This is a genomic window from Salinisphaera aquimarina, from assembly GCF_042643355.1.
Lineage (GTDB): Bacteria > Pseudomonadota > Gammaproteobacteria > Nevskiales > Salinisphaeraceae > Salinisphaera > Salinisphaera aquimarina.
The window spans coordinates 1,358,704-1,372,787 of record NZ_JBHRSS010000003.1 but is presented as its reverse complement, the minus strand read 5'-3'; the positions used below and the strand labels follow the sequence as shown (position 1 = coordinate 1,372,787).

16 protein-coding genes are annotated in these 14,084 nt (G+C 66.2%); 9 read left to right on the top strand and 7 right to left on the bottom strand.

The window, feature by feature from the left end; genetic code table 11:
- From fliJ to fliR, 9 genes are all read left to right on the top strand, one after another.
- The gene (gene fliJ, locus ACFOSU_RS09855) at nt 1–444 is read left to right on the top strand and encodes a flagellar export protein FliJ (RefSeq protein ID WP_380688949.1); all 444 of its coding nucleotides are present in this window, start codon (nt 1–3) and stop codon (nt 442–444) included.
- Between the two features lie 22 nt (nt 445–466).
- A complete protein-coding gene (locus ACFOSU_RS09850; protein WP_380688947.1) occupies nt 467–1,885 on the top strand; it encodes a flagellar hook-length control protein FliK in 1,419 nt (472 codons plus the stop codon).
- A 68-nt stretch (nt 1,886–1,953) separates the two neighbouring features.
- Nucleotides 1,954–2,448, top strand: a complete 495-nt coding sequence (gene fliL / locus ACFOSU_RS09845; protein ID WP_380688945.1) for a flagellar basal body-associated protein FliL — start codon at nt 1,954–1,956, stop codon at nt 2,446–2,448.
- A 7-nt stretch (nt 2,449–2,455) separates the two neighbouring features.
- Nucleotides 2,456–3,469, top strand: coding sequence for a flagellar motor switch protein FliM (fliM, locus tag ACFOSU_RS09840; RefSeq protein WP_380688943.1), 1,014 nt, complete (start codon nt 2,456–2,458; stop codon nt 3,467–3,469).
- Nucleotides 3,466–3,990 (top strand): flagellar motor switch protein FliN, encoded by a 525-nt coding sequence (gene fliN, locus ACFOSU_RS09835; RefSeq protein ID WP_380688941.1) that lies wholly within the window; start codon nt 3,466–3,468, stop codon nt 3,988–3,990. Before fliM ends, fliN begins: the two co-directional genes overlap by 4 nt.
- Nucleotides 3,987–4,490 carry a flagellar biosynthetic protein FliO gene (fliO, locus tag ACFOSU_RS09830; protein WP_380688939.1) on the top strand — a complete coding sequence of 168 codons (504 nt, stop codon included), beginning with the start codon at nt 3,987–3,989 and terminating at the stop codon, nt 4,488–4,490. Before fliN ends, fliO begins: the two co-directional genes overlap by 4 nt.
- 7 nt (nt 4,491–4,497) lie before the next feature.
- Entirely contained in the window at nt 4,498–5,259 is a 762-nt protein-coding gene (gene fliP, locus ACFOSU_RS09825) for a flagellar type III secretion system pore protein FliP (protein WP_380688937.1), read from the top strand.
- 12 nt (nt 5,260–5,271) lie between these two features.
- Nucleotides 5,272–5,541, top strand: a complete 270-nt coding sequence (fliQ, locus tag ACFOSU_RS09820; protein WP_380688935.1) for a flagellar biosynthesis protein FliQ — start codon at nt 5,272–5,274, stop codon at nt 5,539–5,541.
- Between the two features lie 19 nt (nt 5,542–5,560).
- Complete coding sequence (fliR, locus tag ACFOSU_RS09815) at nt 5,561–6,349, top strand: flagellar biosynthetic protein FliR (RefSeq protein WP_380688933.1); 789 nt, start codon at nt 5,561–5,563, stop codon at nt 6,347–6,349.
- A gap of 52 nt (nt 6,350–6,401) precedes the next feature.
- Here fliR and flgL read toward each other — a convergent pair whose 3' ends face one another.
- The 7 genes from flgL to flgF all read right to left on the bottom strand — a co-directional run bounded on the left by flgL (nt 6,402) and on the right by flgF (nt 14,073).
- A complete protein-coding gene (gene flgL, locus ACFOSU_RS09810) occupies nt 6,402–7,625 on the bottom strand; it encodes a flagellar hook-associated protein FlgL (protein ID WP_380688931.1) in 1,224 nt (407 codons plus the stop codon).
- A gap of 37 nt (nt 7,626–7,662) precedes the next feature.
- The gene (gene flgK, locus ACFOSU_RS09805) at nt 7,663–9,276 is read right to left on the bottom strand and encodes a flagellar hook-associated protein FlgK (RefSeq protein WP_380688929.1); all 1,614 of its coding nucleotides are present in this window, start codon (nt 9,274–9,276) and stop codon (nt 7,663–7,665) included.
- Nucleotides 9,277–9,391: 115 nt separating this feature from the next.
- Nucleotides 9,392–10,591 (bottom strand): flagellar assembly peptidoglycan hydrolase FlgJ, encoded by a 1,200-nt coding sequence (gene flgJ / locus ACFOSU_RS09800; protein WP_380688927.1) that lies wholly within the window; start codon nt 10,589–10,591, stop codon nt 9,392–9,394.
- The gene (locus ACFOSU_RS09795) at nt 10,591–11,724 is read right to left on the bottom strand and encodes a flagellar basal body P-ring protein FlgI (RefSeq protein ID WP_380688925.1); all 1,134 of its coding nucleotides are present in this window, start codon (nt 11,722–11,724) and stop codon (nt 10,591–10,593) included. The genes flgJ and ACFOSU_RS09795 overlap by 1 nt, the downstream gene beginning before the upstream one ends.
- 11 nt (nt 11,725–11,735) lie before the next feature.
- Entirely contained in the window at nt 11,736–12,446 is a 711-nt protein-coding gene (locus ACFOSU_RS09790; RefSeq protein ID WP_380688923.1) for a flagellar basal body L-ring protein FlgH, read from the bottom strand.
- Nucleotides 12,447–12,450: 4 nt separating this feature from the next.
- Nucleotides 12,451–13,233 carry a flagellar basal-body rod protein FlgG gene (gene flgG, locus ACFOSU_RS09785; protein WP_380688921.1) on the bottom strand — a complete coding sequence of 261 codons (783 nt, stop codon included), beginning with the start codon at nt 13,231–13,233 and terminating at the stop codon, nt 12,451–12,453.
- Nucleotides 13,234–13,317: 84 nt separating this feature from the next.
- Complete coding sequence (flgF, locus tag ACFOSU_RS09780) at nt 13,318–14,073, bottom strand: flagellar basal-body rod protein FlgF (protein ID WP_380688919.1); 756 nt, start codon at nt 14,071–14,073, stop codon at nt 13,318–13,320.
- Nucleotides 14,074–14,084 lie beyond the last annotated feature (11 nt).

Genomic DNA, 14,084 nt, shown 5'->3' with positions numbered 1-14,084 from the left:
ATGCCCGCTTCCAAGGCTCTCGATACCCTGCTCGAACTCGCGACCGATCAGCGCGATGCGGCCGCGGTCGCGCTGGGCAAGCTCAATAACGCCCACCAGCATTCCAAGCAGCAGCTCGACGCTCTGGTCACCTATCGCGAGGAGTACCGGCGCCAGCTTGAGGCGAGCATGGCCGAGGGCCTGAGCGTGGCCAGCCTCGACAACTATCGCCGCTTCCTGGCCTCGCTCGACGCGGCCATCGCGCATCAGTGCCAGAGCCTGGATCACAGCGAACAGCGGGTGGCCGGCGGCAAAACGCAGTGGCAGGCGCGTCAGCGCCGGCTGCAGTCCTACGACGTGCTGGCCACGCGCCGCCGCGACAGCGCGGCGCGCGCCGAGGCGAAAAGCGAACAACAGACCAACGACGAATACGCCAGCCGCCTCGGCGCGCGCGGCTCACGCTAGTTTTCGAGGTGGGGGGAACACAATGAGCGTCGATCCAGCGCGTCTTGCCGCGGTCAGTGGCACGGCCAGCAGTCAGACCAGCCAGGCCCGCAAAACGTCCGGCAGCGACTACGACCCGGGTCCGTCCGGTTTCGCCCAGACGCTGGCCGAACGCCGCCAGGCGAATCAGCCGGCCGGCGAACGCGCCGACAACAAGCAGACGCAGCCGGCCAGGGCAGGCCAGACCGAGAACCGGACCGAAGGCGCCCGGCATGCGGCCGACTCGGCCGGTAAGCAGACGCAGCGCCCGGCAAAACACCAGACGCAGGACAATGGCGACTCATCCACGCTGCCGGCGCGCGCACAGAGCAGGCAGCCCGTCATGGCTGAGCAGGCCGCGGGCAAGGACGCCGCAACGGTGAACGCGGCCGGCAAACAGGCGCCGGCCGATACGCCTCGCCTCGCAAATCCAAAAGCGGACGCGGGCGAAGACGTCAAAATCGCCAAGGCGATGTCTACCAACGAAGGCACGAGCGACGACAGTCGCCCGCCACATGCCGCCCGTGATGAAGCGCTCGCAAGGGACGGTGAGCCGCTGGCGGACAACAAGGCGCCGCAGCCTCTGATCGGCCTGATCGATCCGGCACCGCTCGCGCAGAACATCCGCATGGGCCCCCGGGGCAACGTCCAGAGCGACGAGGCGCGCGTCACAAGCGGCGGCGGCGAACGCCGGCCGGCCGGCAGCGCGTTACAGGCTCGTGCACGCGCAGGCGCCGAGCCGCAGCTGCAGCGGGCCGATCTGGCCAGCACCCTCGGCCGGGATACCGACTCGATCGGCTTCGCGCGCCATGTTCAGCGCGTCATAACGCGCACCGCCGATGGCGCCGGTGCGCGCGGCCTGGGCCAGGACGCGGGCAGTACGCCATCCTCGCTCGCGGGTCTGGCTTCCACGGCCCATGTGTCTTCCCCGGCCACGGCTTCTGCGGCCAGTCCCGCCCCGGCCGCAGGCGCGGTATTCACCGCAGCGCTGGACGCGCCGGTGGGCAGCGATGTCTGGAGCCAGGCCGTCACCCGGCAGTCGCTGCGGCTGAGCCATGCCGACGGCGGTCGCGCCGAACTCACGCTCTACCCGCGCGATCTCGGCCAGCTGCAGATTTCGCTCAAGATGGGCGAGCAGGCCCAGCTGCATTTCAGCTCGCCGCACGCGCATGTGCGCGCGGCGGTCGAATCGGCGCTGCCGCAGCTGCGCCACGCTTTTGCCGAGAGCGGCATCGCGCTCGGTGACACCTCGGTCAGTGATCAGCGTCCGCAGCAGAACTTCTCGAACGAGCGCCGCCGCCCCCCATCGGCCGACGCCGTGGGCGCCGTCGCGGCCACCGCCGAATCGGGCATCGCCACCGCTGCCACGTCCGTGCCGGTAACCGGCCACTCACTTGCGGGCGGCATCGATATCTTCGCCTAATCCCGAGAGATTCTATTTTCCAGGCGCACCCGCGCGATACGCGCCCTGCACAGGCCACACACGACACCATGATCCCGAACCCGCCAACCCCACCGCCCTGCCAGGCCGGCAAGGTCTCCCCGCCCCTGCTTATCGCCCTGGTTCTGTGCGTGCTGATCGTCAGCGGCGCGGCCGTGGCCGGGACCTATTTTCTGATGCGTGGCCAGGACAAGACGACGGCCGAGAGCAAACCGGTCAAGGAACCGCTGCCGGACCCGGTGTTCGTGGCCGTGGAACCGTTCACGATCAACCTGCAGGACGATAGTGGCCGGGTGCTCTATGTACGCATGTCGCTCAAGGTCGCCGACGACAAGACCGCCACCTATCTGAACAGCTACATGCCGCAGGTCCGTAACCGCATTCTGATGACCGTCAGCGATCAGCGTGCCGATGAACTGGTCACCAGCGAAGGCAAGCAGCAGCTGGCCTCTATGCTGCGCGAGCGTATCGCCCAGCCGCTGGCCGACGGCGAGGACCCGATCGCGGTCAACGACGTGCTGTTCACCGACTTTATCGTGCAGTAGGCCCGGCATGAGCAATGACGACGTCCTGTCGCAGGAGGAAATCGACTCGCTGCTCAAGGGAGTGAGCGGCGAAGACGAGCCCACGCCCGACAGTCCCGACGCCAGCGGGCGCAAGCGCGTGCGCGCCTTCGACCCGGCTTCGCAGCAACGCGTGGTGCGCGGGCGCCTGCACACCTTCGACATCATCAATGAACGCTTCGCGCGTCATTTCCGCATGTCGCTGTTCAATCTGATCCGGCGCAGCGCCGACATCACGGTGGGCGCGGTCAAGATCCAGAAGTACAGCGAATTCACCCGCAATCTGCCGGTGCCCGCGAACATCAACCTGATCAGCATGAAGCCGCTGCGCGGCAACGCGCTGGTGGTGTTTCCGCCCAACCTGGTCTATCTGGTCGTCGACAGCCTGTTCGGCGGCGACGGCCGCTTTCTCACCAAGTCCGAAGGGCGCGAATTCACCCATACCGAGCAGCGCATCATCCAGCGCCTGCTCGCGCTCGCGCTCGACAGCTACGCCGAGGGCTGGAAGAACATCTATCCGCTCGAACTGGAATACCAGCGCGCGGAAATGCAGGTGAAGTTCACCAACATCACCAGCACCTCCAACGAGCTCGTGGTCAACACCACCTTCCATCTGGAAGTGGGCGCGTTCGGCAGCGATTTTCATATCTGCATGCCCTACGCGATGATCGAGCCGATCCGCGATCTGCTGTCGGGCCCGCTGCAGAAGAAGGATCCGGAGGAAGAGCGCTTCCGCACCAAGCAGCTCGCCAGCGAGGTCAAGCAATCGCACGTGCGTCTGAGCGCCGCCTTCACCGAGCTCGCCAGTACGCTTGGTCAGGTCCAGAACCTGCAGGTGGGGGATGTACTACCGATGGAGCTGCCGCGCGAAATCACCGCGTGCGTGGACAACGTACCGGTATTCAACTGCAGCTACGGCCGCATCGCCGATCGCAAGGCGCTACGGGTCACCCGCGTGATCGACCACGTGGCGCCCGCTTCGTATCAGGGAAACAAGGCATGACCGACTCAAAATCCAGCACAGGCGATGAACAGAAAGTGAGCGACGACGACTGGGCCGCCGCCATGGGCGAGCAGGCAAGCACGACGCCCGGCGCAGACGAGACCGAGACCGCCTGGGCCGAGGCGATGACGGAACAGAAGTCCGATACCGGCGCCGCACCGGACAAGAGCGCGCCCGATCGGGCCGTCGCAGGCCAGGCCACCAGCGCCGAGGCGCGCGTGTTTCAGCCACTCCAGGGCGACGATGACAACACCGCGCCGCGCGAACTCGACATGATCATGGATATTCCGGTCACGCTGTCGGTCGAGCTCGGCCAGACCCGCCTGAGCATCAGCGAACTGCTCGATCTCGCCAAGGGCTCGATCGTCGAGCTCGACGGCCTCGCCGGTGAGCCGATGGATATCCTCATCAACGGCTATCTCATTGCCCAGGGCGAAGTCGTGGTCGTGGACGACAAGTACGGCATCCGGATCACGGAAATCGTCACCCGGGCGGAACGCATCAACAAGCTCAATCGATGACGGCAGCGCAGGTCAGCCCGTCCGCCGAAACGGCACAGCCCGGCAGCGGCGCGCCCGCGCAGAGCCACTGGCTGCACAAGCCGCCGGTCGCCGACAACGCGCAGACCGGCCAGGCCAGTCCCGCGTTCGCGCCGACCGCGCCCGGTGTCGGCGCCGGCACGCTCGGGCGCACCTCCGTGGGCCTGATCGTCGTGATCGGCATCATCCTGCTGTGCGCCTGGCTGCTCAAGCGCTTTTCCGGCGCGCGCGGCCACAACGCGGAGACGCTCACGGTGGTGGCGAGCCGCGGCATCGGCCAGCGCGAACGCGTGGTCGTGGTCGAGATCGAAGACAAATGGCTGGTGCTGGGCGTGACGCCGCACAGCATCAATACGCTGCATACGCTGGACGCACAGCCTGCGCCAGCTGCGCATGACGGCCACCCGCCATCCTTCGGCACCGCCTTCGCCCATAATCTGAAACAGGCCACGGCACGTTTCTCGCGCCGCCCCGAACGTTGAAGTGCGGATGAAACGCCGGTCCGGTCTCCGTCTATTGGGGTTCGCGCTCGCCGTTCTGGTGAGCACCGCCGCCGCGGCCCAGCAGGGCGCGCCGCTGCCGGGCATCGTGAGCGCGCCGCTGGCCGGCGGCGGCCAGGAATGGACGCTGTCGGTACAGACGCTGGTGCTGCTGACCTCGCTGGCGTTCCTGCCGGCGGTGCTGCTGATGATGACCGGCTTCACCCGCATCATCATCGTGCTCAGCCTTTTGCGCAGCGCGCTGGGCACGCCCACCGCACCGCCGAATCAGGTGCTGCTCGGCCTGGCCCTGTTCCTGACCTTCTTCGTGATGTCGCCGGTGTTCGATCGCGTCTACGAGGTGGCCTACGAGCCGCTGTCGGCCGGCGACATCACCTTCCAGCAGGCGCTGGCGCGCGGCGCCACGCCGATGCGCGACTTCATGATGCACCAGACCCGCGAAGCCGATATCGCGATGTTCGCCAACATCGGCGACCTGCCGCCGCTGCAGGGCCCGGAAGACGTCCCCATGCGCCTGCTGCTGCCCGCGTTCGTGACCAGCGAACTCAAGACCGCGTTCCAGATCGGCTTCACCATTTTCATCCCGTTTCTGGTGATCGATCTGGTGGTGGCCAGCGTGCTCATGTCACTGGGCATGATGATGGTGCCGCCGGCGACCATCTCGCTGCCCTTCAAGCTGATGCTGTTCGTGCTCGTGGACGGCTGGACGCTGCTGGTCGGCTCACTCTCGCAAAGCTTCTTCATGGGCTGACAGGACGCCGCCATGACATCCGCAACCGTAATGGAACTGGCCTATCAGGGCATGAAGGTCACCCTGCTGCTGGCCACGCCGCTACTGCTGGCAGCACTTCTGGTGGGCCTGATCGTGAGCCTGTTCCAGGCAGCCACCCAGATCAACGAGATGACGCTGTCGTTCATTCCCAAGATTCTGGCCGTGTTCGCAGTGCTGGTCATCGCCGGCCCCTGGATGCTGGGCGTGATCCAGGACTTCACCCGTCAGCTGTTCGCGAGCATCCCCGGGCTGATCGGCTGATCGTGCGCTCAGCGCCGGCATGATCCACTTCACTTCGGGCGAGCTCACCGGCTGGGTGATGCTCTTTCTGTGGCCGTTCGTGCGCATCCTCGCGTTCGTCGCCGTCGCGCCCGTGTTCGGTGAAAACACCCTCTCGCGACTGGGCAAGATCGGCGTGGCCGCCGCGCTCGCGCTGATCGTAGCCCCTACCCTGGAAGGCCTGCCCGACGTACCGCCGGTCTCTTATGCCGGCATCTGGCTGCTTGTCCAGCAGGTGCTCATCGGCAGCGCCATCGGCCTGGTGATGCGGGTGGTGTTCGCGGCCGTGCAGGCCGCCGGCGACTTTGTGGGTCTGCAGATGGGTCTGGGCTTCGCGTCGTTCTACTCGGCGGCAATGGGCACCAACGCGATGGTGCTCTCGCAGTTGCTCAACACCTTCGCGATGCTGTTCTTTCTCGCCTTCGACGGCCATCTGATCATGGTGCGCATCCTCGCCGAGACCTTTACCACGCTGCCGATCGGCGCCGGTGGCCTGAACGCGCAGGGCTGGCATATGGCGGCGCTGTGGGGCGGCGAGGTATTCACCGCCGGGGTCGGCCTGGCGCTGCCGCTGATCGCCGCCCTGCTCACCATCAACCTGGCGATGGGCATTCTCAACCGCGCCTCGCCGCAGCTTTCGATCTTTTCGGTGGGCTTTCCGCTGACCCTGCTCTCGGGCCTGATCGTGCTGTCGTTCATGGTCCCGGACCTGGGCGCGGTGTTTTCGCGCATGTTCGCCGCCGGGCTGGACAGCATGGCGCGAGTGGTGGCCGCGCTGGCCGGCGGCTAGTGGCCGGCCCGCGTCACCGGGCCCACGACAGTTTCAGCGTGGTGCTCCTGCGCTAGACGAGGCTGAACAACGACATCTGCTGAATATCGGCAAACGTCTTCTGCGAGAACTGCAGGGCCACCTGAGCCAGGGAATAGTCGGAAATCGCCTTGACCGGATCCACGTCCTGCAGATTGGACAGGCTGCTCTTGTAGTTGACGTCGCGGTTGGCGCCCACGTTGTCCAGGGTATCCAGTTCGTTCAGACGCGCACCGAGCGACGAGCGTACCGAAAGCACGTTGTCGAGCGAATTGTCGAGCTGGCGCTGGGCGCTGTTGATCGTGTTGGCCAGTGCCGCAGCGGCGGCCGGGCTGTCGCTGGGCTGGCGAAGCTGGGCGGCCAGCCCGGCGATGGTATCGAGGATGTTGCTGTCCTCGGGGCGGCCCTTGCCGAGAGTGAAGCTGTCGCCGTCGGCGGGCGTGCCGCCGACACGCATGCTCATGCTGGCACCGATATCGAGTGTCTGGCCGGGCTCGAAGGCCGCGTCGCTGACCACGTCCGTATTCGTTGTCGTGTTGCGCACGCTGTAGGTCAGCGTCCCGGCGTTGTTGCCGAAGGTCACCTCGAAGCTGTCACCATAGTCGCCGGCGCCACTGTCGCGCACGCCGATGTTCTGAAACACCGCGCTGCCGGCGTTGCTGGCGCTGGCCCGGGCGACATAGCTCGCGCCCGACGTTACGCTCGCAAACACCTCGTCGCCGGTGTCGTTGATGGGCATGGTGCGCGACGAATCCACTCGCAGCTCGCGGCGGCCCGCGTCGCCGTTGTAGGTGGACTGACCGCTCGTCTCGTCGAAGGTGAAGGCCGAGGCGTCGCTCTTGTAACCCGAGAATATCGAGCGGCCGTTGCCGTCCTGGGCGTTGGCGTTGCCCAGTAGCTGGGCGTGGATGCCGTCCAGCTGGGTGGCGATCGATTCGCGGTCAGCGTCGCTGAGTGTGCCGTTGCCGGCCTGCACCAGGCGCGGCTTGGCCGCGGTCAGGGCGTTGATGACACTGTCGAGTTCGTTGTCCTCGGCGGAAAGATTGCGCCGGGCGATCTCGCGGCTGTCGGCAAACTGCTCGTTGACCTGGATGGCCTGCGAGACGTTGAGTGCCTGCGCGGCGGCACGCGGGTCGTCGGCGGGCGTGACGATGCGCCGACCACTGGCCAACTGCTGGCCGATATCGGCGACCTGGCTCTGCTGGCGCAGGATCGCCTGGCTGCCCATGGCGTAGATCGTGTTGGTACTCAAGCGCATCGCTGGCTCTCCTGAAAAATCCGGTTGCGCCGTGTAGCTAGGCGCGAATACCCAGCAGCGTGTCGAACATGCTGGCGGCGGTTTCGATCACCTTGGCGTTGGCCTGGTACATCTGCTGGTAATAGAGAAGGTTGACCTGTTCCTCGTCCAGATTGACGCCCGAAATCGACTGCTGGGCGTTCTCGAGTTCGCTCGACAGGGTCTGCTGTGCGTCGCCGTTGACCTGCAGCGTGCGGGTACGATTGCCGACATCGCTGACCAACTGCGCATAGCTGCTGTTGAAGCTGCGATTGCCTTCCACCGTCTTCGCATTCTGCAGATCGGCCAGTGCCTGGGCGTTGCGGTTGTCGCCGCTGCCGCCGCCTTGCGCCGCCGCAATCTTGGACGGATCGGTGATCGAAACGCCCAGCATCGCGGCCGCGTTATCCAGCGGTTTGATCAGGAAAGAATCACCTTCGTTGGGGGCGCCGTCGACCGCCACGTCGACGCCGCCAATCGAGAACGGATCGGTGCCGAAGTTGGTACGCTGGCCATCGCTCACACGCGTCACGCTGTACTGGCCGTTGTTGTAGTCCACGCGGTAGTTGCTGGCAGCGACGTCGGCCATGCCGTCGTCGCTGAACGCGACCTGGAGCGTGGCCGAACCGGTATTGCGGGCATTGTTGAGGCTGATCGGCCTGGACGTTTCGAAGAAATCCTCGCCGGCCTTGCCTGCCAGGTCCGTGCCCTGCTTGTGGACCTCGTTGATCTTGCCGGCCATGTCATGGGCAAGCTGGTCGAGGGTAAGGCTGGCGGATTCCAGCGACTCGTCGCGAAACGCGACCAGCCCGCCCAGCGTGCCACCGCTGACCTGTTCCGAATCGAGTTCACGCACTGCCCCGCCCGGCGCTTCATAGGCGATCACGCGGCGCGTGGAGTCCGCGGCAGACGGCACCAGCGCCAGCGAATGCGCGCCAGTGGCATCCACCAGCGGCTGGCCGGCGGCGCTGATGTTGTAGGTATCGCCGTCCTGTACGGCCACGTCGATGTTGATCAGCTGGCCCATTTCGGAGACCAGCTGGTCGCGCTTGTCGAGCAGCGTATTGGGCTCGGCGCCAGTGCGTCCGCGCGCCAGCGAGATCTGCTCGTTAAGACTGTCGATCTGGGCGGCGTAGTTGTTGACCTGCTTGACCGCGCCGTCCATCTGGCTCTCGACGCTGTCGCCCATGTCCTTCAGGTAGCCGGAAAAAGCCTGGAACTGGGCACTCATGCTGTTCGCATCCCCCAGCAGGGATTCGCGTGCGGCGGCATCGTCGGGATTGCCGGCCAGCGTCTGCAGCCCGGAGAAGAACTGCTGCATCAACGGCGCCAGTCCGGCGTCGCTGTCGCCGAGCAGGTTGTTGATCTGCGACAGCTGGCTGAGATGGCTGTCGAGCGCGCTTTCCTTGCTGCGCGCATCGTTGAGCTGGCCGGTGACGTACTGCTGATAGTTGCGTTGGACCGCGCCCACCTGCACACCGCCCTGACCGCCGGACTGTGCGCTCTGCTCGAGGCGCAGCTGCTGGCGGGTATAGCCCGGCGTATTGACGTTGGCGATGTTGTTGCTGGCCGTCGACATGCCGCTCTGGGCCGCGCTCAAGCCGCTGTAACCTATACCGAAAAGATTGGACATTCGCGTGGTTCCTGTGAAGCCGCTGCCGTCGACCCCGTGTTCATGCAGGGACTAACGGCAGCGAGGCTCGAAACTTGATTGACGGGCTCGCACTTCCCAGGCGCCGGCACAAGGGCTAGAACAGGCGCGCCACGGCGTCGCCCTGGGTGGGCGGCGCGCTCAGGCCGCGCGCGGTGTCGATATGCAGCGCTGCGGCACGCTCGGCGATGTGGCGGTCGATGCCCATATCGGTTGCCGCAAGGCGCGTGTCGTCGGCCGCCACGTCCGCAAACAACGGGCCGGCGTTGTTCATGTCGACCAGCGCCGGAGCGCCCACGGCGGCGCCGGGCAGCTGCGCCATGATGGCGACGAGTTTGTCCGCATAGGCCGGATCGGTGGCATAGCCGCTGGCCTGCAGCTCGCGTGCGGCCGACGCGGCATCCGGCGCCTTGGCCACGCCGGCATAGCGCGGCGAGCGGCTCAGCAGACGCGCATAGTCGGCGAAGGCGTCGTCGTAGGAGTCATAGGCACGAAACGATGCCCGCTGGGCGCGTGCGCGGCCGTTGGCATATTCATGGGTCATCACCTCGGCGGTGTCGCCCTGCCAGCCGGTGGCCTTTATATTGAATACGTTGTAGCTCGGCTGACCGTCCGCGCGGGTGACTTCGTGGCGCCCCCAGCCGGTTTCCAGCGCGGCCTGGGCCAGAATCAGGCGCTGCGGCACGCCGGTCTCGCGCGCCGCGTTGCGCGCCGCCGGGCCCATGCGGTCGAGGAAGTCGTTGACGTGGGCGGGCAGAAGCGCCCGCGAGGCCGCATCACGTGCGTCATGTGTACCGTCGAGGGCGACCAGCGTCGCGGCCTGATAGCCCTTCACGTTCAGCAACGGCGGATGCGCGGTAGCGGTATCGATAATCGGTTTGTCGCCGGCATCCGCGGTCTCGGCTGAAACGGCGGCCGGCAACGGGTCGGATGCGGACAGCGCGCGCGGCGTAGCGTGCTCGATGCCGGCGACCGACGCTTCGCTGTCGCCCTCGACCGTGCCGTGGCGCTGCATCTGGCGGGTCATCATGTCGGCCAGGCCGATGCCGCGCTTGGCCAGCGTCTGTGCCCACTGCTGGTCCATGAGCGAATCATAGGTATCGCTCTGATGGCTGTGCATCAGATCGCTCTTGGGCATGGCATCGCGCATGCTCGACAGCATCTTCTGCAGGAACAGGGCCTCGAACTGGCGCGCGGCCTGATCCAGCCCTTCCCTGGGCGATTGCCGAGCAGAATGCTTGAGCTTGGCAATCGACTGGACGTCGAGGGCGAAGTTGGCGCTGGCATCGACCGCCATCAGATGATCTCCAGGTCGGCATTGAGCGCGCCCGCGGCCTTGAGCGCTTCCAGAATGGCCATCAGGTCGGTCGGCGTGGCACCCAACTGGTTGAGGGCGTTGACCACATCGCGCAGTGTCGCGCTCGCGCGGACCATATTCAGCGCACCACTGCCTTCCTGCACGGTGACATCGGCATTCGGCACGACCGCGGTCTGGCCACCCGAGAGCGCGTTGGGCTGACTGACGATGGGGTTGGAATCGATCACCACCGACAGGTTGCCGTGCGCCACGGCGGCCTGCGCCAGGGTGACAGTGGTGTTCATGACCACCGAGCCGGTACGCGAATTGACCACCACGCGCGGTCGCGCGCGGCCCGGCGTGACGTCAATATTCTGCACCCGAGCCAGAAACGCGACCTTGGCGCTCTCGTCACGCGGCACCTGCAAGGTGATGGTGCGCGAATTGCGCGCACTCGCGACGTTGCGTCCGAACGCCTGGTTGACCGCATTCATGGCGCGCAGCGCCGTATCGAAATTGGCCTCCTTGAGCTCAAGTTCGATCTTGCCGTTGCTGGCCAGTTCAGTCGGGACGGTGCGCTCGATCACCGCACCGTTGGGGATGCGCGCAGCCGCGGTCTGATTGACCTGCACGCTGCTGCCGGCCGCGCCGGCGCTGATGCCCGGAGCAAGGACGTTGCCCTGCGCGAGTGCGTAGATCTGGCCGTCCGCACCCTTGAGCGGCGTCATCAGCAGGGTGCCGCCGCGCAGGCTCTTGGCGTTGCCGATCGAGGAGACGGTCACATCGAGCTCCTGCCCGGGTCCGGCGAACGGTGGCAGGCTGGCGGTGACCATCACCGCGGCCACGTTCTTGAGCTGCATGTTGGTGCCGGTGGGCATGGTCACACCCAGCTGGGTGAGCATGTTCTTGAGCGCCTGGCCGGTGAACGGCGTCTGGGTGGTCTGGTCGCCGGTGTTGCCCAGGCCCACGATCAGACCGTAGCCGACCAGCGGGTTCGAGCGCACGCCCTGAAGGGTGGCGATATCCTGCAACCGCGCAGCCTGCGCGGAACCGACGATGACTACAGAGGCCAGCAGTGCGGCCAGCATCACGCCGGCACGGCGGGGCCACGAACGCGATACGGATGAAGCCATGATCGTGATCCTCAGAACGGAGAGATGTTGAGCAGCAGACGCTGGAACCAGCCCATGTTCTGGGCCTCGTTGATATAGCCGTCGCCGTAATACTCCAGGCGCACGTTGGCGACCTGGTTGGAGGTGATCGTGCTGTCGGCTCGGATCATGCGCGGGTTCACGGTGCCCGAGAACAGGATGTACTCGATGCCCTGGTTGATGCCGATACGCTTCTCGCCGGCGACCTCGAGATTGCCGTTGGGCAGCACGTTCATCACGGTCGTGGTGATCGTGCCCACGAAGGTGTTGGAAGCGTTGGCGCCGCCCTTGCCGTCGAAGGTGGTATCGCCGCTGATGTCCGCATCCTGGCCATCCAGCAGGCTCCCGAAAAGATCCGGAACCCGGGTCGGGCTGAACGCCAGTGAGCCGTTGCGGCTGGCGTTGGCCGCCGAGCTCTTGGTCGCGCTGACGTTCTCGTCGAGCACGATGGTGAGAATGTCGCCGACCTGGCGTGGCCGGCGGTCCTCGAACAGCGGCTTGGTATAGGCCGACGCGAAGATCGAGCCGTTCGAAGGCGCCGGCACCGGCAGCGCCGGCGGCGTGTTGGTCGGGCCTTCCACCACATTCTTGCGCGGCAACTGGGCACAGGCGCCGAGTGCGCCCAGGCACAGCAGAACCCCGATCAGGCGCAGCATGCGCACGCCGCGTTCGGCTAACAACGAGAATGCATGTGTGTCCCGCATTGCCTTACAGCTGCGCCAGGCGCTGAAGCATCTGATCGGAGGTTTCCACGGCCTTGGAGTTGATCTCGTAGGCGCGCTGGGTGGCGATCATGTCCACCATCTCCTCGACCACGTTCACGTTGGAGGTTTCCACGAACTTGTGGCGCAGCAACCCGGCGCCATTAAGGCCCGGAATACTGTCGTTGCGAGGGCCCGAGGCGGTGGTCTCGCGATAGAGATTGTCACCGACGCTTTGCAGGCCGGTCGGATTGATGAACGTACTCAGCTGCATCTGGCCGACTTCGACGTTCTGGGACGTCCCCGGCTGGGTCACCGATACGGTGCCGTCCTGGGCCACGCTGATCGACAGCGCGTTGGGCGGAATCACGATGGCGGGCTCGACCGGAAAACCCGAGGCGGTGACCAGCTGGCCGTTCTGATCGATCTGAAAAGCGCCGTCGCGGGTGAAGCTGGTGGTGCCGTCGGGCATCTGCACGGCAAAGAAACCCTTGCCCTGAATAGCGACGTCCTTCGAGTTGCCGGTCGCTTCCAGGTTGCCCTGGGTGTGCAGGCGTTCGGCCGCGACCGGCTGAACGCCGGAGCCGACCTGCATGCCGGACGGCAGATTGGTCTGTACCGACGACAGCGCGCCGGGCTGGCGCATGTCCTGATAGAGCAGATCCTGAAAGACTGCGCGCGAGCGCTTGAAGCCGTTGGTGGATACGTTGGCCAGGTTATTGGCAACCGTGTCGAGCTTGACCTGCTGCGATTCCAGGCCGGTCTTGGCGATCCAGAGTGAACGGATCATGGCGATTCCCCCCGTGAGCCGCCCGGCAAGGCCGGCACGACGTGATGACGGCCGCCCGCATGCGCGGGCCGGCCCGGTTTGTGATTAGGTCAGCGACAACAGACGATTGGCGCCGCGTTCGTTCTCGTCGGCGGTGCTGATCATCTTCATCTGCATCTCGAAGCGGCGCGCGTTGCCGATCATGGCGACCATCGACTCGACGGGACTGACGTTGCTCTGCTCGAGCGCGCCACTGACCACGCGTACGCTGTCGTCGGCGGCCACCGGCCCGGCCTGCTCGCCCTGCGCGGTCTTGAGCCGGAACAGCCCGTCGCCCCCGCGACCCAGCTGTGCGACCGGCGGATTGACCAGCTTGAGCGTACCCACCTGGGCCAGCGTATTGGGCCGGTCGCCCGCCCCGAGCGCCGAAATGGTGCCGTCGGAGGCGATGGTCACATCGGCCTGCAGCGGCAGCACCAGCGGGTTGCCGTCCTCGCCCAGCACGGCGTGGCCGTTGCTGCGCAGCAGCCCGGTGGCGTCCTGTTGGAGATCGCCGGCACGCGTGTAGCCTTCGCTGCCATCGGGCGCCTGCACCGCCAGCCAGCCGTCGCCGTCGATGGCGACGTCGAGCGAGCGGCCGGTCTGGGTGATCACGCCGGGGGCGAAATCCGCCGCCGGCGTGGTGTCGGCGGCGATCGTCCGCGTGGCGTTACCGGCGCCGTTGACCGGCACCGCGCGGAACATCGACAGCTGGCCCTTGAAGCCGACCGTCGATGCGTTGGCCATGTTGTTGGCCACCACCGCCTGCCGATCGAGGGTCTGGGTCGCGCCGCTGAGCGCCGTATAGATGAGTCTGTCCATGACGGGTGCCG

Excerpts from the sequence above, each read along its gene's own strand:
- fliJ (WP_380688949.1), top strand. The coding sequence starts at position 1 with ATGCCCGCTTCCAAGGCTCTCGATACCCTGCTCGAACTCGCGACCGAT.
- ACFOSU_RS09850 (WP_380688947.1), top strand. The coding sequence starts at position 467 with ATGAGCGTCGATCCAGCGCGTCTTGCCGCGGTCAGTGGCACGGCCAGC.
- fliL (WP_380688945.1), top strand. The coding sequence starts at position 1,954 with ATGATCCCGAACCCGCCAACCCCACCGCCCTGCCAGGCCGGCAAGGTC.
- fliM (WP_380688943.1), top strand. The coding sequence starts at position 2,456 with ATGAGCAATGACGACGTCCTGTCGCAGGAGGAAATCGACTCGCTGCTC.
- fliN (WP_380688941.1), top strand. The coding sequence starts at position 3,466 with ATGACCGACTCAAAATCCAGCACAGGCGATGAACAGAAAGTGAGCGAC.
- fliO (WP_380688939.1), top strand. The coding sequence starts at position 3,987 with ATGACGGCAGCGCAGGTCAGCCCGTCCGCCGAAACGGCACAGCCCGGC.
- fliP (WP_380688937.1), top strand. The coding sequence starts at position 4,498 with ATGAAACGCCGGTCCGGTCTCCGTCTATTGGGGTTCGCGCTCGCCGTT.
- fliQ (WP_380688935.1), top strand. The coding sequence starts at position 5,272 with ATGACATCCGCAACCGTAATGGAACTGGCCTATCAGGGCATGAAGGTC.
- fliR (WP_380688933.1), top strand. The coding sequence starts at position 5,561 with ATGATCCACTTCACTTCGGGCGAGCTCACCGGCTGGGTGATGCTCTTT.
- flgL (WP_380688931.1), bottom strand. The coding sequence starts at position 7,625 with ATGCGCTTGAGTACCAACACGATCTACGCCATGGGCAGCCAGGCGATC.
- flgK (WP_380688929.1), bottom strand. The coding sequence starts at position 9,276 with ATGTCCAATCTTTTCGGTATAGGTTACAGCGGCTTGAGCGCGGCCCAG.
- flgJ (WP_380688927.1), bottom strand. The coding sequence starts at position 10,591 with ATGGCGGTCGATGCCAGCGCCAACTTCGCCCTCGACGTCCAGTCGATT.
- ACFOSU_RS09795 (WP_380688925.1), bottom strand. The coding sequence starts at position 11,724 with ATGGCTTCATCCGTATCGCGTTCGTGGCCCCGCCGTGCCGGCGTGATG.
- ACFOSU_RS09790 (WP_380688923.1), bottom strand. The coding sequence starts at position 12,446 with ATGCGGGACACACATGCATTCTCGTTGTTAGCCGAACGCGGCGTGCGC.
- flgG (WP_380688921.1), bottom strand. The coding sequence starts at position 13,233 with ATGATCCGTTCACTCTGGATCGCCAAGACCGGCCTGGAATCGCAGCAG.
- flgF (WP_380688919.1), bottom strand. The coding sequence starts at position 14,073 with ATGGACAGACTCATCTATACGGCGCTCAGCGGCGCGACCCAGACCCTC.